Source organism: Sphingobacterium sp. UME9, from assembly GCF_014170215.1.
Taxonomy (GTDB): Bacteria; Bacteroidota; Bacteroidia; order Sphingobacteriales; family Sphingobacteriaceae; genus Sphingobacterium; species Sphingobacterium paramultivorum.
The window spans coordinates 302,907-326,933 of the sequence record NZ_LZZP01000012.1 but is presented as its reverse complement, the minus strand read 5'-3'; the positions used below and the strand labels follow the sequence as shown (position 1 = coordinate 326,933).

Annotated in this window: 14 protein-coding genes; 1 reads left to right on the top strand and 13 read right to left on the bottom strand. The window is 40.6% G+C overall.

The window, feature by feature from the left end; translation table 11 throughout:
* Positions 1-118 precede the first annotated feature (118 nt).
* The 4 genes from A9970_RS18775 to dacB all read right to left on the bottom strand — a co-directional run bounded on the left by A9970_RS18775 (position 119) and on the right by dacB (position 7,133).
* A complete protein-coding gene (locus A9970_RS18775) occupies positions 119-1,975 on the bottom strand; it encodes a beta-N-acetylhexosaminidase (protein ID WP_145328919.1) in 1,857 nt (618 codons plus the stop codon).
* A 743-nt stretch (positions 1,976-2,718) separates the two neighbouring features.
* Positions 2,719-3,300 carry a Holliday junction branch migration protein RuvA gene (gene ruvA, locus A9970_RS18770; protein WP_145328917.1) on the bottom strand — a complete coding sequence of 194 codons (582 nt, stop codon included), beginning with the start codon at positions 3,298-3,300 and terminating at the stop codon, positions 2,719-2,721.
* 32 nt (positions 3,301-3,332) lie between these two features.
* A complete protein-coding gene (locus A9970_RS18765; protein ID WP_145328916.1) occupies positions 3,333-5,615 on the bottom strand; it encodes an NADP-dependent malic enzyme in 2,283 nt (760 codons plus the stop codon).
* 93 nt (positions 5,616-5,708) lie between these two features.
* Complete coding sequence (dacB, locus tag A9970_RS18760; RefSeq protein ID WP_120333575.1) at positions 5,709-7,133, bottom strand: D-alanyl-D-alanine carboxypeptidase/D-alanyl-D-alanine-endopeptidase; 1,425 nt, start codon at positions 7,131-7,133, stop codon at positions 5,709-5,711.
* Between the two features lie 238 nt (positions 7,134-7,371).
* Here dacB and A9970_RS18755 point away from each other — a divergent pair, with 238 nt between their 5' ends.
* Complete coding sequence (locus tag A9970_RS18755) at positions 7,372-9,147, top strand: aminopeptidase P family protein (protein WP_182983330.1); 1,776 nt, start codon at positions 7,372-7,374, stop codon at positions 9,145-9,147.
* Between the two features lie 106 nt (positions 9,148-9,253).
* On the opposite strand, the gene A9970_RS18750 is transcribed toward A9970_RS18755, so the two are convergent.
* From A9970_RS18750 to A9970_RS18710, 9 genes are all read right to left on the bottom strand, one after another.
* A complete protein-coding gene (locus A9970_RS18750) occupies positions 9,254-9,661 on the bottom strand; it encodes a response regulator (protein ID WP_145328912.1) in 408 nt (135 codons plus the stop codon).
* A 155-nt stretch (positions 9,662-9,816) separates the two neighbouring features.
* On the bottom strand, positions 9,817-11,712 hold the full coding sequence (locus tag A9970_RS18745; protein WP_145328910.1) for a PAS domain S-box protein: 1,896 nt from the start codon (positions 11,710-11,712) through the stop codon (positions 9,817-9,819).
* A 211-nt stretch (positions 11,713-11,923) separates the two neighbouring features.
* Positions 11,924-13,717: an alpha-L-fucosidase gene (locus A9970_RS18740; RefSeq protein ID WP_220801654.1), complete on the bottom strand. Its 1,794-nt coding sequence runs from the start codon at positions 13,715-13,717 to the stop codon at positions 11,924-11,926.
* A 167-nt stretch (positions 13,718-13,884) separates the two neighbouring features.
* A complete protein-coding gene (locus A9970_RS18735; RefSeq protein ID WP_182983329.1) occupies positions 13,885-15,738 on the bottom strand; it encodes an alkaline phosphatase in 1,854 nt (617 codons plus the stop codon).
* The gene (locus A9970_RS18730; protein WP_182983328.1) at positions 15,732-17,252 is read right to left on the bottom strand and encodes a RagB/SusD family nutrient uptake outer membrane protein; all 1,521 of its coding nucleotides are present in this window, start codon (positions 17,250-17,252) and stop codon (positions 15,732-15,734) included. Before A9970_RS18730 ends, A9970_RS18735 begins: the two co-directional genes overlap by 7 nt.
* Positions 17,253-17,303: 51 nt before the next feature.
* Positions 17,304-20,648, bottom strand: coding sequence for a TonB-dependent receptor (locus A9970_RS18725; protein WP_239468798.1), 3,345 nt, complete (start codon positions 20,646-20,648; stop codon positions 17,304-17,306).
* A gap of 67 nt (positions 20,649-20,715) precedes the next feature.
* Positions 20,716-21,663 carry a FecR family protein gene (locus tag A9970_RS18720; RefSeq protein ID WP_182983327.1) on the bottom strand — a complete coding sequence of 316 codons (948 nt, stop codon included), beginning with the start codon at positions 21,661-21,663 and terminating at the stop codon, positions 20,716-20,718.
* A 96-nt stretch (positions 21,664-21,759) separates the two neighbouring features.
* Positions 21,760-22,287: an RNA polymerase sigma-70 factor gene (locus A9970_RS18715; RefSeq protein ID WP_112373850.1), complete on the bottom strand. Its 528-nt coding sequence runs from the start codon at positions 22,285-22,287 to the stop codon at positions 21,760-21,762.
* Between the two features lie 127 nt (positions 22,288-22,414).
* Positions 22,415-23,878 carry a hypothetical protein gene (locus A9970_RS18710; protein WP_182983326.1) on the bottom strand — a complete coding sequence of 488 codons (1,464 nt, stop codon included), beginning with the start codon at positions 23,876-23,878 and terminating at the stop codon, positions 22,415-22,417.
* Between the last annotated feature and the right edge of the window lie 149 nt (positions 23,879-24,027).

The following is a 24,027-nucleotide window of genomic DNA, read 5'->3' as shown; positions in this document are numbered from 1 at the left end:
TTTGCCTGTCCGGAAAGCTTCAGGGCATATTGAGCTCCAACCTGCATGAAATGAAAAAGCGCTAATACGCTGTTCAAAGTTAACAGAATATTAGCGCTTTCTTATCAGGCAAATGTTATTATTTCTTGGTGTTGATAATATTCACCCGAATGTAGTTGCTTCTTTTGCCGGAAGGCGTTACAACAACGGCTTTGAAAACACGTTCCTTACTATTAGGAACCGTAATTTTCACTGGACCTGTATATTCTAAATCCAATTCTGAAGGATCGTAGTTGTCCAATGTGTAATAAATTTTGGCTCCTTCAACAGATGGTTTCAAGCCTCTGATCGTATATTCCGAAGCATATACGGTGGTATCTGTTATGCCATATACTTCCGGTACACGATAGAATGTATTGGTTTGGTCAAGTTTAGCCAGCTGATTTGCTGCACGTTGTTCTGAGAAATTTTTCCAGTTCTTTTTCTCTGGCTGTGTCCAGGCAATTTCAGAAAGCGCTAAAACGCGCGGTAACACTGTAAATTCGACTTTATTGGATGATCCAATATACTCTGTCCAAATATTTGCTTGTACACCTAAAACGTGTTTCTTGTTGTTTTCAGCAATTTTGCTAGGCATTGGATCTGACGAATATACTTTGCTCAATGTGGAAAGTCCGCCGATACTTAAAGGTTCTCTGTTTTGATCAGGACCTTGTTTGTGATCAAAATATAGACCATAGCTGTTTGCCGTAATGATCACATCGTGACCTTGATTGGCTGCATCAATTGCGCCTTGATCGCCTCTCCAGCTCATGACAGTCGCATTAGGCGCTAAACCACCCTCTAAGATCTCATCCCATCCAATGATACGTTTACCTTTACTATTGATGTATTTTTCCATACGCTGGATAAAATAGCTCTGTAACTCATGTTCATCTTTGAGGTTGTTGTCTTTGATTCTTTTTTGACAAAATGGACATGTTTTCCATTTTGTTTTTGGACACTCATCACCACCGATGTGGATATATTCGCTAGGGAATAGGGGAATGACTTCATCAATTACATCTTCCAATAATTTGAATGTCTCTTCTTTTCCGGCACAGAAAACATCGTCAAACACTCCCCAAGTCTGAGCAGCTGTGTAAGGTCCTGGCTTTTCACCACAACCCAATTCTGGGTAAGCCGAAAGTGCTGCTAATGCATGTCCTGGCATCTCGATTTCGGGTATAACCGTTACATATTTAGCTTTTGCATAGGCAACCACTTCTTTGATTTGGTCCTGGGTATAGAAACCACCATAAGGTGTATTGTCATAATCGCCATCTGTCTTGTAGTTACCCAGCAGTGTTTGCTTGCGGTAACCGCCAACTTGAGTCAATTTTGGATGTGATTTGATTTCTATACGCCAGCCTTGGTCGTCTGTCAAATGCCAATGAAACGTATTCAATTTGTAAGATGCCAGAATATCAATGTATTTTTTTACAAATTCTACAGGAAAGAAGTGACGGCCAACATCGAGATGTAATCCACGATAGGCAAAACGCGGTTCATCCTGGATTGCAGCTTGTTGAATTTCTATGCTGGCCTTTTTATCTACAGGTAGCAATTGGATCAACGATTGCATACCATAAAATAGACCGGCAGCTTTTCCGCTAATAGTTGCGCGGTCCGAACTTATGTTAAGTTCATATGCTTCCACATTAGTGGATTTTGCGTTTTTGGAGGAGAAATAGATCGTATTGCTGCTCGCTGATTTCACTACTGATAAATTGAGATTGTAGTTGCTTTTTAGGAAATCCTGAAACAGCATTGCAACTTTTTTGTCCTCTTCGCTATCAAAGGCGATTTTGGTGTTAGCGTTGATTTTAAACGTACCATTTTTAATTTGAACCTGTTGCGGTAATGGCACAATGTTCAAGGTAGCATCTTTCTTTTCTTGCGCAAATACTGCTGCTCCTACACTTAGAGCCAGCGCAAGTGAAAATAGTTTCTTCATGCGTGAGATTATAACTGAAATAAGAAGTCCTAAAAATAGGTGAATAAATACGTTTTAGCAAAGAGGAAATGTAACAAATAGGGTATGAAAATACTGCTGAAAGTGTTTTTGGGCACTTAGAAGTAGTTTGGATAATAGCGTCATTGGGGTAGATCAATCGTTTGTTTAGTCTGTTAAAGGGGATATTTTACTTTGGAGAATAGTATCCAAATTTAGGTAAAAAAAATATGCCTTTTAACTGTATTTATCCGTGTTCTACTGAGCAGCTGTTCAGTAGAGCACAACGGAATCTGCTTTTCTGGTAACAGTCCCTCAAGCGCCATTTTGAAGATGGCGATAATTGGTTGATACCAAATTCAAAATAAGGATAATATTTAATCAATTTTTAGACAGTGCTTACTCAGTGCTTATTCAGTCTTCACTGACTGATCACTGAGCAAGCACTGAACGATCACTGAACAAGCACTGAATAAACAGTGTCAAAATACCACATTTGATCCCTATTTGATGTCCGTTTGCTGTATCTAAAAACCAAAGCGAAAAGAAGGAAAGGGCTCGCCTTTGTAAAGAATAAATCGCTGTTGTGATGCTTCCTTTTTAGCCCTCGATTTATTGCAAAACTGAGGTTCGGGAAATAACAAAGGAACCCGAAGGTTCCTTTATATCTTTTACGCTACAGCATTAGCAGTACGTATCCGTTATCTAATGATTAATATCGGATACGTACTGCTAATGTTTATGCATTAAAGTCGTTTCAATGCTAATTTGATCATATCCTCTACGGAAAGATTGCTTTCGGTCTTTAAAATGGTATTTAACACCTTCTCTGCCGCGACTTTGTTGAATCCGAGCATAACCAGCGCTGATAAAGCTTCTTCTGGCACAGATTGGGATTGGATAGGTGATGCCAAGGCTTCGAAGCCCTGTTTTTTTAATTTATCCTGAAGTTCCAGTATAAGACGTTGTGCTGTTTTAGGGCCGATTCCTTTAATCTTTTGAATTAGGGCAACCTGGCCATTGACGATGGCAGACTGGATCTCATCCGGTGTGTTTGACGATAGGATCATGCGGCCTGTATTGGGGCCAATACCAGAAACAGAGATCAAATTTTCGAATAATTTTTTCTCGCCTTCTGTCGCAAAGCCATAAAGCGTGTGTGAATCTTCCCGAACTTGAAGTGATATAAATAGTTTACAATTTTCCTGATCCTTGATTTGGGAGAAGGTATAGAGAGAGATGTGGACATAATAACCAATCCCACTCACATCGATAACAACATGAGTGGGGGCTTTATATGCTAATTTTCCATTGAAATATTCGTACATAGTATACGAATATAGGAAGATTTTAAGCTATTCTATAAATTTTTAAGATGTGCTTGTACATCGACTACGGCAATGGTAACCATATTGACGATTTCGCGTACAGAGCTGTCCAATTGCAATACGTGAATTGGTTTGTTCATACCCAAAAGGATTGGACCTACAGCCTCAGCTTCACCAACTTCTTGCAATAATTTATAAGCGATATTTCCGGACTCCAAATTAGGAAATACGAGTGTATTCGCAGATTTTCCATTTAAGCAGCTGAAGGGGAAATTTGCTGTCAACATTTCGCTGTTTAAGGCGAAGTTTGCTTGTAAATCACCATCAGCAATAATCTCTGGATGTTGATCGTGTAGGATCTGCGCTGCCGCTCTTACTTTTGTTGGCGTTTTTCCTTCGCTTGAACCAAAATTAGAGTAAGATAGTAATGCAATACGTGGCTGAATGTTCATGCGTTTCACAGCTTTATCCAATAACAGGGTAATGTCTGCTAGTTCTTGTGCTGTAGGGTCTTCATTTACGGTTGTATCACCCATGAAGATTGGTCCTTTTTTTGTTAACATCATATACATACCTGCGACACGGCTGCCTGGTTTAGCACCGATTACATGTAATGCCGGACGGATTGTATTTGCATAATTTTTGGTCATACCGGAAATTAGGGTATCAGCTTCGCCAAATTCCACTAAAGAGGCACCAAAATAGTTGCGGTCGTACATCAACTTACGGGCATCGTATTTCGATATACCACGGCGTTGTCTTTTGATGTAAAGATGCTCAATAAATTTCTTTGAACGCTCCGTTTCGTTGTCGACTTCAGCAACTGGGTCGATAATTTCAAGACCATCCAATTCAAAAGCATATTCTTTGATTAAACGTTCGATTTTATCTCTTCTACCTAAAAGAATTGGAATCGCAATGCCCTCTTCTTTAACAATCTGTGCCGCACGCAACGTTTTGTAATTGTCTGCTTCTGCAAAAACAACACGTTTAGGATCTCTTTTTGCAGCCATAGTCAAATTGCGCATAATCGCATCATCTTTACCAAGACGTTTACGTAGGGCATCGCTGTATTGATCCCAATCTTCGATTACGGTCTTTGCCACACCTGATGCGATGGCAGCTTTTGCAACAGCCATGGAAACTTCAGTGATCAAACGCGGATCGGTAGGTTTTGGAATGATATATTCTTCCGAGAATTTTAAATTGCTCGTGTTATAGGCTTGATTTACTTCTTCTGGAACAGGTTGTTTCGCCAAGTCTGCAATGGCACGCACTGCGGCAATTTTCATTTCCTCGTTAATTGCTGTTGCACGTACATCCAAAGCACCACGGAATATATAGGGGAAACCCAATACATTGTTTACTTGGTTAGGATAATCTGAACGACCTGTACCCATGATAATATCGTTACGTGTTGCCATCGCCAAATCGTAAGCAATCTCAGGATTTGGATTTGCCATCGCCAATACAATTGGGTTTGGAGCCATCGTTAACAACATCTCTGCCGACATGACGTCTGCTGCCGATAAACCGATAAATACATCCGAATCTTTTACAGCATCTGCCAGGGTGCGAATATCGCGATCTGTTGCATATTGTGCTTTCATACTGTCTAGATTTTCTCTATCAGTACGGATTACACCTTTGCTATCCAGCATCACAATATTTTCTTTGCTAGCACCTACTGAAATATACATTGCAGTACACGACATTGCAGCTGCTCCAGCGCCATTGACGACGATTTTTACTTTTGAAATATCTTTACCGATAATTTCACAGGCGTTGATCAATGCTGCACCTGAGATGATTGCTGTACCATGTTGGTCATCGTGCATCACCGGGATGTTCATTTCTTCTTTTAGACGGCGTTCGATTTCAAAACATTCCGGTGCTTTGATATCTTCCAGGTTGATCCCTCCAAAAGTAGGCTCCAATGCTTTGACAATGTTGACAAACTCATCGACATTTTTGGTGTCCACTTCGATGTCAAATACATCAATGTCGGCAAAAATTTTGAATAATAAACCCTTACCTTCCATGACTGGTTTACCAGCTTGGGCGCCGATATCGCCTAAGCCCAATACTGCTGTACCATTACTGATAACAGCAACAAGGTTTCCTTTTGCGGTATATTTATAAGCATCTTCTTTGTTCTCAGCAATAGCCAAACATGGCTCCGCTACACCTGGAGAATATGCTAATGATAAGTCTCTTTGCGAATTTGTTGGTTTGGTCGGAACAACAGCTATTTTACCAGGTCTACCCATTGCGTGGTAGTTTAACGCTGCCTGTTTACGATTAGTGTTACTCATTACGATTTTATTAATTTAAGGCTACAAATCTATCATTCTTTTTGATAATTGGAAATATTTGCCAATATCTTATTATAATTAGACAATAATATGTTACTTCAGGACATCCAACAGTTTAAACATTTGCTGACGCATGCTGGAGGCCGACCCAGCATAGTTGTTAACCAGTAACGTGTAGGTAAATGACTGTCCTGTTTTATTGGTATGTACACCTGTATAACCAAGTACGCCGCCGATTGTTCCACTTTTCATCTTCATATTGTTATAGGTGGGAAGACTTTCATAGAAAGCAGGGTACCAACTTTGTTTTTGTGCATACTGCATAATCTTATTCATCGCGGCTGTGGTCACTCGATTTTGAGGTGATAGTCCCGAACCATCCATACTATTGAGTTCACTGGATTTTATGCCTAATTTGGCGTTCCAATATTTTTGGATATAATAGGCGCCATCGTCGGTACCTGTTTTACCCGCTGTTGTATAAGCTATCGCTTTCAATAGGGCTTCTCCATAGAGATTGATGCTCTTTTGGTTAAACCAGTAGACAATTTTATCTAAGGTTGGAGATAGGTGAATATCCAGGGTTTGTTTTTTTGAAACATCGACTGAATCCATCTTCGTTCCGGTAGCAGGCCGTTCGCTGGCAACAATACCGTTGTTGTTTAAGACTTCGTTTAATTGATAAGCGAGATCATAAGCTGGATCGGGAGAGGAGAGCTCAATTGTTTTCTTGAGATCCTGCCCATAGGAACCACGCACAAATATCTTAGTTGAATAGGGGGCAGCATAGGCGTATACATTGTCGCCGCTTCCTGATTTACCAGTGGTTGTTTCATTGATAATTTCCAGGTAGGGAACTTGGGCTGTATAACTAAGGATCTCCGCTTTGGCGCCAATTTTATTACTTGGGGTAAAATTTATGCCAAAAGCGTTCTCACACCAATTGAGCGAAGAAATCCCCGCGCCGTAGTAGTTACCCATGTCAGTCCAGATCCAGCCACCCGGAAGCTGGTTCCCATTATAAAGCCGATCATCGGCAATGATAGCGCCATTAATACTTTTGATACCGGCATTTTGGATCGCTGTAAGCCACTTATTCAGTATCGTTGTTGCCTGAGTCTCCGGATAGCGAGCGCTGCCAAGGGTAGGGTCGCCCGTACCTGTCACAATAATACTTCCGTTTAACACACCGTTCTCGTCGATTTCACCTGTATAATACAGGGTTGTTTTGAACTGAAAATTCTTACCCAGGAAGTCCAATGCCGTGGCCGAAGTGATTACCTTCATGGTGGACGCGGTTGCTAGTCCGATATTTTCATTTGCTGCGAATACAGTCTGACCTGTTTTTCCATCGAAAACTATCAGTGAGCTCAAACCATTCCTGAGGCTTTCCTGATTTTGAAACTGCGTAAAAGCATCCTGAATTTTACTGCGAAGATCCTGCGCAAATAATGGAGTGGTAACGGTCGTTAACGCGTAAGTAGAAAAAGCAATGGTACTTAGCAGAAATTGGTTCATATATACTATTTTTTTTATCGTCCTAGGGTATATCCCAGTTTATCTTCAATGAGTTTGCAAACACGGTTATCTATATTCGTGCAGGCAATCATGGATATTCCATTGGATTTATCATGATGACTTGAACGCAGCCTATTTTAAGGGAAAAGCGTTCGCTGTACTTCGTTTGTTTTATTTGGCTTAAAGTTAGGCATTCGACCCTAAAAAATCCTAACTTGCATAAAATTGTATAGACGACATGAAGCATATCGAAAAATTAGCTGCCATTCGTGAGGCGATGAAGGTTCAGGGAATCGATGGATATATCATTCCATCTTCAGATCCTCATATTAGTGAATATCTACCGGAACGTTATAAATGCATTGCCTGGGCCTCGGGTTTTACCGGGTCAGCAGGTACGTTGGCAATCACACAAGATTTTGCCGGCCTTTGGACCGATTCTCGCTATTTTGTCCAAGCAGCGGAGCAATTGGCAGGAACAGGTTTTGAATTGGTGAAATTGAAAGTGCAGGGAGCTGCAGAATATGCTGATTGGTTGGGCGAGCAGTTGGGTGCTGGTGCTAAGGTTGCTTTTGATGGCAATCTCGCTTCTTTATTGGTGGCCCAATCTGTTCAGCATACTTTGGAGCCTTTGGAGATTAAAGTAGATGGTCATGTTGACCTGTTGTCACCATTATGGGAAGGACGACCAGAGCTTCCTAAGGCACAGGCCTACCTGCTGGACGAAAATATTACGGGACAGTCAACGGTTTCTAAAATTGAAGCTGTCCGCGCGGAGATGAAAAAGAATAGAACGGAGGCTCATCTGATCTCATCTTTGGATGACCTGGCCTGGTTATTAAACATCCGTGGTCAAGATGTACCTTGTAACCCTGTTGTTTTGGGATTTGTATTGATTACAGCAGAAAAAGCAACGCTTTATATTGAACCTTCGAAGTTGACAACTCAGGCAACGGAAGAACTGAAGGGCTATGGAGTGGATATTGCAGCTTATGAGGATCTCTTTAAGATAGTTCCGACATTGGAGGTTGCATCTATTCTTATCGATCCAAAACGTACCTGTTTTGCTGTTTTCGACAGCGTACCTAAACAGGTTAAAATTGTTGAGAAAATAAACCCTTCGACGAGTTTAAAAGCAATTAAGAATAAGGTTGAAGTTGAAAATAACCGCCATACGTTTGTAAAAGACGGTATAGCGTTGACTCGTTTCTTCAAATGGTTGGAAGAGAATGTCTCCTCTGGTGAGCTTTCTGAATTATCTATTGCTGACAAATTACGTGGATTTCGTGAAAGTCAAGATGGCTTTGTTGACGTCTCATTCACGACTATTGCGGGATATTTGGATCACGGTGCCCTGCCGCATTATTCGGCTAATGAAAAATCGAATTATACACTAGAGCCTAAAGGTTTACTATTGGTCGATTCTGGGGGGCAATATACTACAGGGACAACGGATATTACCAGAGTGGTAACGCTTGGAGGTCTTACGCAGGAGGAAAAAGAGGATTATACCCTTGTGCTCAAGGGAACAATAGAAGGCTCTCAGGCTATCTTCCCTACTGGAACGCGCGGCTATCAGATCGATGCAATTACGCGTCGTCCATTGTGGGAAACATTACGCAATTATGGACATGGTACGGGACATGGTGTCGGTTTCTTCTTGAATGTACACGAAGGTCCACAAGTGTTCAATGCAGCAGCAATAGATGTTGCTGTTGAACCAGGTATGATCACTTCAATAGAGCCTGGATTGTATCGCGTCGGCAAACATGGTATTCGCATTGAGAACCTCGTGTTGACCCGTAAAGCAGGATCTTCCGAATTTGGAGACTTCCTGGACTTTGAGACACTAACAATGTGTTATATCGCAACCGATTTAGTCGAAAAATCCTTATTGGATAAGAAACATATTGCCTGGCTAAATAACTATAATCAGTGGGTATTTGATCAATTATCGACTCATCTTACGGTTGAGGAAAAGAATTGGTTGGCAGACAAGTGTCAGGCGATTTAATCGCTCAAAAAGAATAACGACAGTGGCTGTCCGCTGTCCACAACAATAAGTTGTCAAAATAAAAAGCCCTCCAATAATTAAGTAATAAAGTTTGGGGGGCTTTTTTTTAATCGATTTTTTTCAAAATCTCGTAAATAGATTCTTTTCCAAAAGGTTTCAGAATAAAACCGCTTATAAAAGGATAATTAGCCAGTTGCTCCTGATCGCTTTTGCTCGTAGAGGAGCTGACAATAAAAATCTTGGTTCGTTTGATGAAGTCTGTCCTATTTTCAAGTACATCCATTAACTCCCAACCAGTCATAAATGGCATATTGATATCCACAAAGAGTATGGGTGGCATCAGCGACTGGCAGATGTCATTGTTATCCAAAAAATCCAATGCATCCAGTGCATTTTTGAAGGAATGAAAGTCAATCTCATAGTCGGTAAATCCCTGTAGCATATGGCCGAAAATAGTACGTAAAATGGCATTATCATCAATGAGAATGATCGTTCTTTTAGTTTCAGGAGTCATGGTCTTTTTGATTAATAATTGTTTTCATCGTGTCAATAAACCTCATCTTTGTCGTTGATTGACATCGCAGTTTTTCTTTTACTCTTTTACTTGTGAGATCACGCTGTCCAGGATCTTAGCAGTTATTTTCTACGAACAGGATTGAACGCTATTTTTTATAGTTGTATCAGCGGATCTTTATATGCTTTTTCTAAAAATTTGACATAAAAGGTACTACCCGAATCGATTTTACTTTGTACATCGATCTTTCCGCCCAATGATTCGATCTGATATCTTATGAGAAACAATCCGACACCTTTAGTCTCAAATCCACGGTGAAAAACCTTTTTGAACATAAACAGCTCAGATTTGTATTTTGGTAGGTTAATACCCAGCCCGTTGTCTTTAACCGTTAATAAGGTTCCTTCTTGTTCCAGATGCGTATGTATTTCGATCCTAGGGGCTCTATCTTTTGCCGTAAATCGGAGTGCATTACTCAGGAGATTGCTTAAGATACTTTCCAGGTAAATCTTAGGATAATAAATATCTTTTACATTGAATTCGATGGAAATAGTCGCATTTTTTTGCTGTATTTCTTCCAGAAATTGCTGTTGCACTTTTTTGAATACATCGAGAAAATTACATTGCTCGTAAATCAGTGAATTGTTTGATTTGATATCAAGTATACCCCCCAAATCATGTAATGTTTCAGTCAGGTTGTCACTGCTAATATCCAGAAGGTTCATAAAATCTGCTTTTATTTTTTCGTCATCCGTTACCTTGATTTCGTCAATAAGCATCTGTATATTACTGAGTGGGCCCTTTAGATCATGAGCGAGGATGTTAGCAAATTCTTCCAGTTGTCGTATTTTGGTTTCAAGATCTATTTTGACTAGATCCGATTCAATCTTTTGCCTCTTTAGAATTTCTATATTCTTTTTTGATTCGGAAATATCCTGCACCTGGACGATCAGAAATTGTGCGGTATTGGCATTATCAAAAACTGCCGCAACCGTTACAGAACACCATACAAAATGTCCTAATTTATGTAAATAGCGTTTTTGAAGCGTAAATGCTTCAATTTCGCCCCTGACAAGTTTTTCTCTAAGTTCAACATCTTTATCTATATCGTCTGGGTGTGTTCGATCAGTAAACTTGGTTGTCGACATTTCTTCATGAGAATAACCAAGAATTTTGGTTAACATGTTATTGGATTCTATGCAGTAACCTTCGAGGCTTGTCAAAGAGATTCCCAGACCAGATAAATAAAATGCTTGATTAAATTTGTGTTCATTGAATTTACTCTTTTCATTGGACTCGACTTGTTTTGTAATGTCGGAAATAACCAGGGCTACCCGGTTCAGCGCCCTATGTATAGGTTTTATCTGTAAACGGTACCATTTGTCTTTGTGCTCTTTTAAATTGGATTGAAAATCCATCTTAAGTTCGCGGTCCAATTTTAATGAACTTTGTATTAATTGAAGAGCGGGCACTGCAAGATCAGGTGGGAAAAGCTCCGTGAGGCTCTTATTTAGAAATTCTTCTGGCGTATAGAACAATAGATCCGGATTGTTGGTCCAGTAGTTTTTAAATACTCCAGTATCGGTTACTTCGAATACAAGATCATTCAATGAGGCAACAAGCAATTGAAGTTGGTGTTGTTTATCTTCTAGGACACGATTTTTATTGACCAATTTCGATACATCAATAAATGAGATTGAAAGACCTTTTTTATTGTCTTCTATAGTAAGATGAACATTGAATTGATACCATCTAAACTCTTGATCCTTTTTTCTTCCTAGGATAATTTCATTTTGGTTTTGGTTTTTGGAAAGAGCACTAAAAAATGGCGTTTCTGTAGGCGATAGTTCCGAAAGATCATCTGCTGAGTAAAATGTAATTAAATCATGTAGTTTGTTGGTGGTTGCCGTACTTTCGAGGTCTAAAAGCTCTTGTGCGCGTTTGTTAAACAGTAGAATAGTGCCATCATCGGTGGTCGTGATTAATCCCTCCAACCTTGTATTTACAGTTTGGTCAGAAAGCACAGATAAAGAGTCCCGTTGCAGATGCATTATCTAACAATGTTTAGGGTTAATTTTCTCATTTATAAGCATAAGTGGCCTATCAGCCCCTATTTGCAAAATTGGTAACTTTTACCCCAAAATAATAAATAAATATTAAAATATGTAACTTTTTGTATAAATTACTAGCAAGCAGATTGTTATGTAGGCATAGTAATCTGCCTGCTGGTGTTTTACATGTTCTGTACCGAGGAACGTATGTTTAATTCTTCATTTTTTCGAGCCAAATCCAGTTAAACCAAAGTGGCTGTAGTTCTTTACTTTTAAAGGTTACGATATATTTTCCGGGCTTATCGAATTTAAATTTGCCGATGCGGTTTTCGACAAATTCTTCTGTGTAGTTGTTTTCATTGGGCTCGACCACCATTTTGTTTGTAGGAGCAAAACTTCCTTGCAACCGCTGATTGGCAGTACTGACTTCAAAAACACTGTTTTGTTTATTGGGATTATGTGCTGAAAAATCGAGTGAGTAGACGCCTGCTTCAGGGATGGTTACCTCCCAATCGATCTTCGTAACACCCGTCAGGATCGCATGCGTTGGATTTTTGCCGTTATAGCGTACAATTTTGAGTCCTTGGTTGAGGCTATTGGTTGATTTCAACGAAAAGCCACCAAAGGTTGATTCCGGGATTGTATTTTTGTCCAATTCTAGCGGGCTGTTAAAAGTCAATTTAACTTCTGAAACATAATGATCAGGTTGCGCGTCAGGTAATTGGATATGGATTAGACTGAGACTTTGATCAAATTTTAGCGCCGTAGATACACTTCCGTTCATCAGTGAAACCTGTTCTGGGGTCGATTTGATTCCTGTAATCCGAAGTGTATGATCTAAGGGCCAATTAAAGACGTGCGCATATACGACTGTTTTTTGCCCTTCTTTTTTGGTCGTGAGGTAACCCCAATCGAAATGGTTGTTTTTTAGATCAAGGCCGGTGCTGCCATAGATGCCCTCTCCATAACTGTTTAGCCAATCTCCGACTTCGTGCAGACGACTGACACTTTCGTAGGGAACTGTTCCATTGGCACGTGGCCCGATATTTAAGGTGAAGCCCCCGTTGAGACTTACATTGGAGATCAACGATTGGAAAATTTGACTGGTTGATTTCCATTCATTCTCCTGACCGTTGTAACCCCATGAATGGGCAATCGTCCCAGGGGTTTCCCATGGATGGTTAATGTAATTGCTGCCAAATTGGTTATCTCCTAATGTCTCAAAATCCACGTTCTCCGCATCTGTAGGAAGACCTAGACGTGAATTAATCAAGCAATTAGGCTGTAGTTCACGGATCAGTTTGACAACTTGCAGTAATTCTTCTTTTTTTATGATCGACTTTTGATAAGGGATCCACATGTCGAACCATATCAATGCAATGTCGCCATAGTTGGTCATCAGTTCGCGAAGTTGAGGGATAACTTTCTCCTGCCAATATTGATTGTATTGGGCATCGGTAACATGTCCCGACAGCTCCTGTTGATGATTCCAGCCGTATGGATGTTCCCAGTCAATCCAATGGGAATAGTAAAAACCTAATTTCATGCCGTGCTTTCTACAAGCCTCTGCGATATCTTTGATGACATCCCGATTGGAACCACTCAATTTTGGGAGGCTATAATCACCAACTTTTGTGTCCCAAAGGGCAACACCATCATGATGTTTGGCGGTGATGATGATATATTTCATCCCAGCCTCTTTTGCTAGAAGAACCCATTGCTCAGGATCTATTTTACTCCAGTCGAAACGTTTTGCCAAAGTACCGTACTCTTCTTTGGAAACGCGGTTGCGATATCTTAACCACTCGGCATAGTTATTCATATAACGTAAAGGTTCACCCTTCCACATGCCTTCAGCCGCACTGTATAGTCCCCAATGAATGAACATGCCAAAGCGGGCATCTTTAAACCAAGAGGCTTTTTCAGAAGTTTGTGCAAATAGTTGGGTCGAAATACTGAATAGCAATAATGACAAAATCAGTAGTCGCTTGATTGATGGTATCATAAAGGTTGTTCTGTTTTTTTGACTTACAAGATAGGCAAAAAATCGAACATCAATCCTTAAATTGGATTTTGGAGTGGTTGTAAACTATGGAATGTAGTCGGTGAAAAAGTGAAAACCCCTCGTATTTAAACTAAGGGGTTTCATGTTGTATGAAAACTTTAAAGCGATTATTTCAAGTTATAGGCTTGGATAATCTTTTTAAAAACGGCTGTATTGTTGTAAATGCCAATAAAATTTTGCGCACCTGGTCCGTAAGCAAAGACAGGTACCATAATATTGGTATGGTCATCGCTACTGAAATTGCCTCTAACAGTTCCCTTTTTATAATTGGCATCCAATAGGGAAAGTCCACCAGTTTCGTGATCTGCAGTGACAATGACGAGTGTTTCACCATCTTGGTCCGCAAATTTTAGGGCTTCCCCGACAAGCCGATCAAAGTCATGTTGTTCGGTAACAACATAGGGAAGATCGTTGGCATGGGCTCCATAGTCAATTTGTGCACCCTCGGCCATGATAAAGAAGCCATTTTTATTTTTAGACAAAAGCTCAATCGTTTTTGAGAGGGAAGTTTTTAGCATTTCTCCCCGTCCATCGAGTATTCTTCGTGTCGCAGAATCCGCCAGGAGTACGAGCTGTTTGCCTGATGTCGCTTTTTCAAAATCACCTAAATTTTGCTGAAGCTGATACCCTTTTTCGGTCAGTTGCTTCATCAGCGTGTTATCCTTGTTGTTGAGGAAGCTTTCGCGACGGGATCCAACTAAGATATCCACATGGCTATTTTTGAAATCTGCCGCAATTTCCTGTGACATGGTCCGATCGATCTGATGTGCGTAAAATGCAGCCGGAGTGGCATCTGTAATATCTCCCGCACTGATGATACCACTTTTGATCCCGTGTTGAGCAAGTGTGTCGGGAATAGCGCTCAACAATTTACCGTCAGCATCCATGCCAATGTAACGGTTATTGGTTTTATGTCCAGTAGCCAAAGCTGTCCCGCCCGCAGCGGAGTCGGTAAAATCCGAATTGGATGCTTCGGTGCGCGAAAGACCAATATGTTTCATATTGATGATATTGGACTGACCAAAATTGGCACTTAAACCCGCTTGTATTTGAGCCAAGCCCATTCCATCACCAATAAGTAAAATAACGTTCTTAACCTTGCTCGTTGCACCATCATTTTTATAGGTTGGCTGATAGGGAACGTAGGCCTTTGGATTTGCGTATTCGACTTTAGCGTTGTTTAAATAGAAATTCTTAAGCGCAGTAGGATGGTCTGTATTGATCCAGTCTACCCCCATGTGACCAAGTTCTTTCCAACTATTGGGACTGTCTTTGGTTGCCCAGAAACGAAAGGTTTTCCCCAATTTATGCGCTTTGTCTATCACAGATTTCATCTTTTCAAGGTCGGGTGGAGTAGGTGTCCCTTTGCCATTCCAGACAGAATACTGCTTAATATCCTGACTGATCATCCCAATATGTTTGAGCTGTGCCGGCGTATAATCTTTTTCCGGCCGGCCATCAAAATAAATCATCGATGGATAATTGTCGAACTTTTCCGGCGGCGGGATTTCACCGCTGACGACAATTTTAATGGCGGAAGGATTTTTCTGCTGGTCGAATATAGATTCGTTGCCCTTCAAATCGGCCAACAATTTAGACAATACCTGTTCGTAATTTTCTTTGATATCAATCACGAGCTGCAAGGTCTGCTCAGGTTTGGCATAAGGTTTATTGCCGTTCTCCTTAAAGAAAGCAATTAAAGGGTCGATGTAAAGTTTTTTTAACGTCTTCCCTGGTTTGATTTCGCTGCTTTCATGGGCGACGTAAAGCTCTCCATTGCGATAGAAGACGTCCGCTTCGATAGAGCCCATTCCAGCATAGTAAGCCTCCAACAGCGGGATTTGCTGTTTGTAATCATTGTGGCTGTGACCTGCATTGGCAGTCAGTTTCTGTTGTGCAGAAACTGACTGAATGCTTAGGCCGGCAAATAGCAGCCACATTAATTTATTGTTTTTTACCATCCTGCATTTTGTTTAATGACGCCGGAACTGTTGTTGATCTCGCGTTGTGGAACTGCCCAAACATCATGTACTTGCGGATTGAAATTTCTAGCCGGCCAAATTACAGCACCATCGAAATCGTGTAAAGGTTTGGCATAGGTAGCTTGCGCATCGCCCCATCTGACCAAATCACGGTGACGGTCTGCCCATTCACCAGCAAGCTCATTGCGGCGCTCGCGTTTTAGGTCTACAAGAGTCATTCCGCTTTTTGCTATTAAACCAGCTCTCTTCCTAATTTTATTTAATTCAGTATCACCGGCTCCAGCCCCATTTAAATTAATGGCGGCCTCAGCTTTAATCAATAATACTTCGGCATAACGCATCAATGGTACATTGAGGTCTGTTGTTCCGTTGTCGCCATTTGGATTAACGTGTGTTGGAATAGGGTTGGCGTATGAAAATGGTTCCATATACTTTTTGAACTGGTAGTTCGAAGTCGCACCACCGTCTTTTGTAAATGTACGTTCTTCGCCAAAAAACTGGAATTTATCCCCTGGTTTCAAGATTGTTGCTTCACGACGCAAGTCACCTGTTTCAAAAGAATCGTAAAGTTCTTTTGTCGGTAGATAGTAGCCCCAGCCGTTGTAGATTCCCCAAGCTTTATTGGTAAGCATAACACCTGGAAGTTTGCTGCCCCAGCCAGTACCACCACCATTTGGCGTACAGACCACCGACCAAATATATTCTTTGGACCAGTTGTTAGCCGCCTTAAACACATCCACAAAATTGGTCAATAAATCATGTTTGCCCGAACTGATCACCATATCCGCGTACTTCGCAGCATTGGTATAATCTTTTTTGTACAGATATACTTTTGATAAATAGGCCCATGCAGCTGTTTTGTGCGCTTTACCATAATCGGTATCCTTCATCTCAGAAAAATAAGGAAGGTTGTCGGCCGCTTTTAATAGTAGTGAAATGATATAATCGTAGTTTTCGTTAACGTTGTTGGCTCTAGCTACAGGAACAGAAGCATCTGTTTCAGGCGTAACAATAGGCACACCCGCCTTGTCGTTACCATAGTTTGCCGCTAATTGAAAATAAACCAGACCTGCATTGAAATAGGCATCGCCAATGATCTGTTTTTTTCGCGCTTCATCCATGCTTATATTGGGAACATTGATAATAATATCGTTGGCCCTCTTTATAATCGCATAACGCATGCTCCATTGAGATTCTGTATAACCACCACCGATGTAATTGCGGTTGAAGTTTTTAATATTGTCGGCTTCGGGCTTGTTACGTCCTGTCACCATGTCGTCACTGGCATTAATAAACCAAAACATCCCGCGACCGTAATAATCCTCTTCATTGTACTTTTCGTACATCCCGGCTTCTGCTTTGATCGCATCTTGTTCCGTTTTCCAGAAATTCTGTGCGGAGGGAGAACCCTCTGGTGTTATATCTAACTGTTTATTGCACGATGCAAAAAGTGCTACTGCTGCTATTGCAAGGTATTTTATATTCGTTTTCATCGTTTTATTTTTTTTATGGCTGATGAGTATAAATCATCGGCTTTTTTTAGATTAAAAATTGACATTTAAACCAACAATAAAGCTTCGGGCTTGTGGGTAACGTCCCACGTCGAGACCATTGTTATCCATTCCAATTTCTGGGTCAAAACCTGTATATTTCGTAATGGTAAATAGGTTGTTGGCCGTTGCATAAACGCGTACGTTGCCCATCTTAAATTTGTTTGCAATTGATTTTGGTAAGGTATAGCCTAATGTAACGTTACGAATGCGGAGGTAGGAACCATTTTCGATGTAAAAATCGGACGCATTGAAATTGCCATTTGCATCTGAAGTGGAGATGATCGGCACTTTACCGTTTGGATTTTCTGGAGACCAGGCGTCCAAAATGCCCGTTAACTTATTGTAAGAAGGTCCACTCGCACTATACGTTGTTCTTTTGATAGCGTTGAAAAGCTTGTTGCCTTGAACGCCCTGAGCAAAAATATTGAAATCAAAATCCTTATAATTCGCATTAAAGCTCAATCCATAGGAGAAATCCGGGTATGCACTGCCCGCAAAATAACGATCTTCAGGTCCGATTGAACCATTGCCATCGATGTCTACAAATTTGAAATCGCCCGCTTTTGCATTCGGCTGAATTTTTTGTCCATTGGCGTTTTTGTAATTATCAGCTTCGGCCTGACTCTGGAAGATACCATCTGTTTTGAGCACATAGTAGCTGTAGAGCGGTTGACCGACGGTAATAGAGAGCGGAGCCAATTCATTTCTGAAATTAGTACCTACGGCAATGGTGTTCAAGCCCGGTGCTAATTCTTCAACCTTGTTATTTAATTTGGTTAAGGTTGCGTTGATGGAATAAGTAAAGTCGGAATTTTTTGAACTATTGTACGTTAATCCCAGCTCAATTCCTCTGTCTTTGACTAAACCCGCGTTGATCGTTTGACTATTTAAACCTGCTGTACCTGGCAGTGATCTGGTCAGGATCATTTTATTTGTTTCCTTAATAAAGTAATCGGCGACTAAGTTAAAATGGTTGAAAATTCCCAAATCTACACCTATATTGGTCTGCTTACTTTCTGCCCAAGTGAGGTTCTTGTTGGCCAAAATCGTTTGTACGTATCCTTTTTGTAAGGTCGGTGTTTGGCCGAAATAACTTTGTGTCGATGCTAGTAGCGGGTTGACAGCTGCAGCTGACAAACTACCGAGATTTCCTAAAATACCATAGCTACCGCGTAATTTTAATTGATCTAACCAGGTTGCTGATTTTAAAAACTCTTCTTTACTGATTACCCATCCTGCAGAAGCAGAAGCGTAGTTTTTAAATCTATTTTCTTTTGTCAACATGGATGAACCATCGCGTCTACCAATTAACGATAGTAAATACTTGTCGTTATAACTGTAGTTTGCTCTTAAGAATAGCGATGATATTGCTGTTGAAGCATAGCCACTTTCCGAAGGTTGAATGGTATTCGCATTTGTTAAATAACGGTATTGTTTGGACTCATCGTCAAAACCTGCTCCGGAAGTATATAGATAGGTGTTCTTTGTTTTTTGAAAGGTATAACCACCAGTTAGGTCAAGTTGATGCTTGTCGAAAGAAGTTTTGTAATTTAAAACTTGTTCTGCAAGGATATCATTTGCATCATCAGCTCGTTCAACTAGACTATTGCTCAGAACCGGTTTACCTATTTCAGGACGTCTTGGTGTAAAGCTTTTAAATCGAGCATTCGATTTAGTAATACTTAAATTAGATCTGAATGTTAAGCCTTTTGCCAATTGGATGCTAGCATAAGGATTGACAACAAGGACATTGACCGGATTGTTGATGTCGATGCGCATCAGTTCGGCAACGGGGTTAATGATATCACCGTAATCGCCAGGGAATGGACCCGGTAGACCAGCAAAACTTCCATCTGCATTGTAAGGGGTCCCATTGGTTGGATAATAAATGGCGGAAAGTAGGGCTCCTGTATAGTCACTGCTGGTATTGGCACCATTCCCATTGGTACTGCTATAGGATAAGTTTTCACCAACTTTCAACCAAGGGGTAAGTTGATGTTCTGAATTTATACGGAAATTATAGCGCTTGGTTTTGGTATTCAATACAATACCCTCGGCGTTGCGGTAATTAAAACTCAGGTAAAAGTTAGACTTTTCGCTACCACCATTAATTGCAGCATTGTAATCCTGTAGTGTCGCGTTTCTAAAAACTTCATCCATCCAGTTTGTTTTGGTGACTAAACCTTCTGGGTATTTGGTCGAATCAAAAGCAGGTAGGATAGTTGTTCCACCATTTTTAGCGGCTGTTGCAGCTACTTGTGCACGTTGTTCGGCATTTAAAGGCTGTAATTTTCGCCATGCACTTTGTTGACCTAACTTGGCATCAACGCTAATTTGCATCTGTCCTTTTTTTCCTTTTTTAGTGGTGATCAATACCACACCACCGGAAGCTCTCGCTCCATAGATCGCTGCCGATGCGTCTTTAAGGACCGAAATGGATTCGATATCGTTTGGATTGAGCTGTGGGGTGCCTAGGAAAATTGAACCGTCAATAACGTAGAGTACACTTTCGCCATTGATACCACCGGCGCCTCTGATATTGATACGTGGCGTTGCAGTTGGGTCACCACCTTCATTCGTAACAATAACACCTGGTGATTTACCGGCCAATACTTCGCCAACACTGTTGACAGATCTAGACGATAATTTGTCAAGTGATACCAAGCTGACAGCACCTGTTAATGTTTCTTTTTTCTGGGTTCCATATCCCACTACAACAACTTCTGATAAGGTCGAACGCTCTTCGCTTAGCGTTACATTAATAACTTCATTTTCGCCAACTGCGACTTCCTTGGAATGGAATCCGACCATCGAAAAGGAAAGTACGGCTTGCGGTCCTGCTTCGATACGGAATGCACCTTTTATATCTGTTGTGGTCCCAACCTGCGTACCCACTACTTTTACAGAAACACCCGCAATTGCAGCCCCTGTTGTATCTCTTACAAAACCGGTAACGATTCGGTCTGCCTTGATGTTTGCTTGCGTGTTCAGGATCACATAGTCCTCTTTTTCCACTGCATTGATTCCAAGCTTATTCAAGAGCGCGCGAACGGGTTCAGTTTTAAAGCTGCCGCTTAAGACTGTGTTCCGTTCTTGCAATAGATCGGGATTGTACACAAAATGAAGGCCCGAAAGACTCTCGATTTTGTGGAGAATCACATCGAGTTTTTCGCCCTTGCTTATTTTGATGTTTACGCTGCTTTTGTCCAAACGTTGGGCCATGCTTGGGGAGGCCATCAATGAACTGCAGAATACTGAAGTAATCGAAAATGCGATGCAGGGATACTTCATGATCCGGTAAAAAGAGAATTCTCTCTTGAATGCAGGTGTTTTCATTTTTTTGTAATAATTAGGTAATGAATTACGCATGGTGACTAAGATGTTTTAGGTAAATTTTTAGACATTATTTGTGGATTTTAAATACTTTATCCTTTTCAATCGTACTGTACTTAAGGTGATGTAGGCTGCAGATAATATCCAGTATTTCTGCTGGATTTTGTGTGCTATTGAATGTGGCTGTTGTTTTTAGAGACCTAAGCGATGTATCCTTTAAGATAATTTCAATGTTGTAGATATATTCCAGTTTTTTTGCGACCTCTTGGAGGTTTGTTCCATCAAACGCTATGGCGACAGCGGTATTTTTTTCTACTACGCTACGCGAAGATTGTGCGGTTTCTTTGCTGTAACGTAAACTCTGGTTTTTGGTTAATATACCCAAGATTTTATCTTGTTGCTGTACCGCAACCTTACCGGTAGCAACAGTGACTTCGACTTGGTCGGAAGCCTGATAGGCTTTTATCCGAAAGGAGGTACCCAATACTTTAACCGCTAGCTTGGATGCAAGCTGTACCTGAAATGGGTGTTGCTCGTCGTGGGCAATATCAAAGAAAGCTTCCCCTTCAGTAAGTGCTATTTCACGGATATTTCCCCTGAATTTACTTGGATAGCTGATTTTTGAAGATGGTTCCATGATAATTTCCGAACCATCTGCCAATACAATCTTTTTATGTTCACCTGCAAGGGTTGTCGTGACGACCTGCGAAGATGGTGCGATAGGTTGATTATTTACTTTCCAATAAAGAAGTCCTATAGAAGCAATCATTAAAATAGCGGCCGCTATTTTGAATACAGGTGAATACAGCAGGGAAGGTCGTTTATTTTCCTTTTCTGAAATACCGGACTGGATATTGGCCAATAATTGTTCGCGCAGTGCTGCCTTGCGTTCCTGCGGAATTTTTTTTGATGCGTTATCCAGTTGGGCGTACCAAACTTCGACTTGTTTAATCTCGGCGGCGCTGGCCTCTCCATTTAAATATTTTTGCAGTAGCTGCTTTGCTTTTTCTTCCATCATTTGAATACATGTCACTTCAAATGGGAATTGGTACTAGTCGAAAATATTAGGAGTATATTAATTTATTGTTAACACTCAAAAAAATGGAGGAACTGCCTAAGAGAGGCTTTTTTTGAGCAGTTTCATGGCCGAGGTAATTTGATTCTTGACAGTTTGTACGGAGACATTCAGCTCGCTCGCAATTTCCTTGATTGATTTTTCTTGCTTGCGGCTCATGGTGACGACCAGTCGCATACGTTCGGGAAGCTGCATCAACGCTTCTTCAACTTTTTGCTGCGCATCTTTTAGGATCAGCAGGTCGTCCGCTGAATCCGCATATTGTTGGTTCATTAAAGTCGCTAGTTCGGCTTTGTGTCCATCTTTAACTGTCGTATTCCGAAAATGGTTGATTACTTTGAATTTTACAGCCCCATGTAGATAGGCTGCAAGGCCACCAGATATGATGACCTGTTCACGGTTTTCCCACAGCGAAATGAAGATTTCCTGGGTAATGTCCTGAGCCACATTTTCGTCGCCTATTTTCTTAAAAGCTGCATCAAATATGGCTTCCCAATACAGATTAAAAATCTGTTCCATGGCAAAGTGGTCACCTTGCTTTAATGATGCTATCAATAATTCGCTCACAAGATCAGTTTTAATTGGACAAAGCTAATAACTCAGTATTCCTTTAAAGTTAATAAATCTTAAAGAGTATATTTTGTCTGTTATAAATTAATCTTGGTAATTTTTGCTGAGATTGAGCGGTATATTTTTATTCTTTATATTCCTTGCCCGTAGCAATGTCAATAAAATAGCCGTCGTCCCGATTGCACTCATTTTTATGTTGTACCCACCCGTTGGGATTGATGGTCATGTAGCTTTTGTTGCCGATTCGTTGTTTTGTCTTGTTGTTGTATAAAGTATAGCGACCATCTTTATGCTCCTGTAATGCGAAGATTTGTCGTTTACCATCTAAGGTTTCAATATGTTCGAAATCGGGGTTTATATCCCAAGTCTTTGCACTTGAATTCCATAGGCCTTTTGTAGGTTCCAGATCACCTCGTTTTACATCAATTAAATAAAGATCTTCTGATGAATCGATGTATTTTATTTTTCCGGTCTTCCAATTCTTTTCCATGGCATTCGAGGTGAATAACATGTGTTTGTCTGGCCAGACCAAATTACCCACCTGATCCAGGATATAGAAGTTCGGGGCTTTGATGGTGTCCAATAAGTTGCCATCTTTATCCATATATAACCAATCATAAGCCCAGATGGCATGATCGTAGTTAAATCTGCCTAGAATAAAATAGGGCGAATTAGTCACCGAATAAACTAAGGATATTTCTTTTAGAAAGGCAATCTGTGTCGCATTGGCTTGTCTAATTTGTTTTGGAAAAGCTTTGTCGTATTGTGGAAAGGCATATATGCTGCCTGTATTATTGTCCTTTAGTAGTTTGGGGATTGCTGGGCTGTAGCGCTCCTGATTGATAGAATCGAGTTGTATGGCCTCATTTTTCCAAAGAAGGTCTATTTTGTCTATGCTTGTCAAAGCGGATAAAACCGGTTTTTTGCTTCGGATATCAAGGATGGTAAAACTGTTTGCTGATGCTGGAATATAACGTCCGTTTTCCAAGGGCATTTCAATGTGTTCTTCTATTTTCTTAAGTTTTTGATCTTTTAGCAGATACAGGTTCCCATTGAGGATCAGATGCTTGTCGTTTAAGGGGTAAGTTGCAAGGTTATATTCGTTCTCATCGTAAGGAATATCTTTTTTCAGCAGAATCTGATTACTTTCCAATACCCGTATTTCAAGCTTGACATAAGTAGCTGTTTTCTTGATATAACTGCTTAGGATATTCCAGTCCCATTTCCAGAAGGACAATTTCTTTTCGTATTCCTGGCGTTTCATCAGAAGAGTCAGCTGCTTGATGTCTAAGAGCTGTAAATCTGTGTCGGAATAATGTTCGATAAATTCACCTTCGCTGTTAATGATCCCCGTTTGATCCTTTTCATTGGCTACCAGTGCATATCCTGTGGACGTGAAAGGCTGAGCCCAATGGAACTCTTGGGATAGCTTCTTCTGGAATGCGCTGTCGACATAGACAAACTGCTTGTTTTTGGTTTGATAGGGAATCCATTTAACCCGGTCATTTTTTGTGATTATGGCGGATTCCTGTGCACATGCTGTGATACATAGCATAGTTGTTATACTTAGCAATAATGATTTGATCATCCTTTTTTCTATAAATTGAACCTGGTTGTTTGTAAGTAGCCCGTGTATTGCTGCGGTTACCAGCTTGTTGATTACCGGTATTTAAACTATACGCTTACTAAACCATTGGGTTTGGAAGCTAAAGTAGGGGAAACAATCGTTAGAAAAAT